This window comes from Micromonospora sp. DT31, from assembly GCF_049841795.1.
Lineage (GTDB): Bacteria > Actinomycetota > Actinomycetes > Mycobacteriales > Micromonosporaceae > Micromonospora.
This window is the reverse complement of record NZ_JBNCKZ010000064.1, coordinates 1-925: the sequence shown is the minus strand read 5'-3', so window position 1 is coordinate 925 and position 925 is coordinate 1. Positions and strand designations below refer to the sequence as shown.

The following is a 925-nucleotide window of genomic DNA, read 5'->3' as shown; positions in this document are numbered from 1 at the left end:
CGGGGGCGTCCGGCGATCTTGGGCACCTCGGTCAGGTCGGTGCTGTTGCGCTCGGCGGCGTTCTCCGGGGCGACGCGCAGCACCGTGGTGTTGACGTCGACCGGGGTGTTCGGCGAGTACTGGGTGCCGATGTTGGTGGCGAGCTGGACGGGGCGGCGGGCCGGGCTGTCGCCGCCGTTGATGGTGGCCAGACCGAACAGGTAGTCCTTCCAGGCGGCGAAGGCCTGCTCGGCACCGGGTCGGGGTCCGCCGCTGAGATTGATGGTGATCGCCCGCAGTTGCTTGCCCAGGTCGTTGGTGGTGTCCGGGCCGCCGGGCCGAAGCCCGGCCAAACCGGTGGCGACCTGCATGCGCGGCACGGCGTTGGTGAGGTAGTCGGCGGGGATCGGGTAGGCCGAGATGCCCGTCAACCGCTGGGCGACGAGTTGGTAGTCCAGGTAGAAGTCGAGCACGGCCTGGTCGCCGAGGACCCCGCACAGCGGCAGGGCGCCGGCGTAGAAGCCCGGGTACTGCTCCAGCGAGCGGCCGATGACGTACCCGCCCATCGACTCACCGGCGATGTAGTTGCGGCCCGGGGTGGTCACACTGGTGCGGATGAGCGTCGCCAGGTCCTTGGTGCTCAGGATGCCGGCGCGCACGTCGAAGCCGTTGGCGTAGTACGTGGACGACGCCCACGCCCGGCCCTGGCCGAGGATCTGCTCCCGCAGGCCGAACTTCGGCACCTCCGTGGTCAGGACGTACTCCTGCCCGCGGTAGCCGTGCGCCCACATCACCAGGTCACCGTTCCAGTTCTTCGGGACCTCGAAGATGAACCCGGCGTGGTTGTAGGTGCCCTGGAGCACCAGAGTGGACTGACCCCCGACGACGATCGGAGCCAACGTCGGATTGCTGATGGTGTAGCCGGGCAACGGCTGGTCCCCGGGGG

Annotated in this window: 1 pseudogene; it reads right to left on the bottom strand. The window is 69.4% G+C overall.

Annotated elements, in window-relative coordinates:
- Positions 1-925: pseudogene (locus ACLQ2X_RS28395) on the bottom strand (hypothetical protein); the annotation flags it as partial.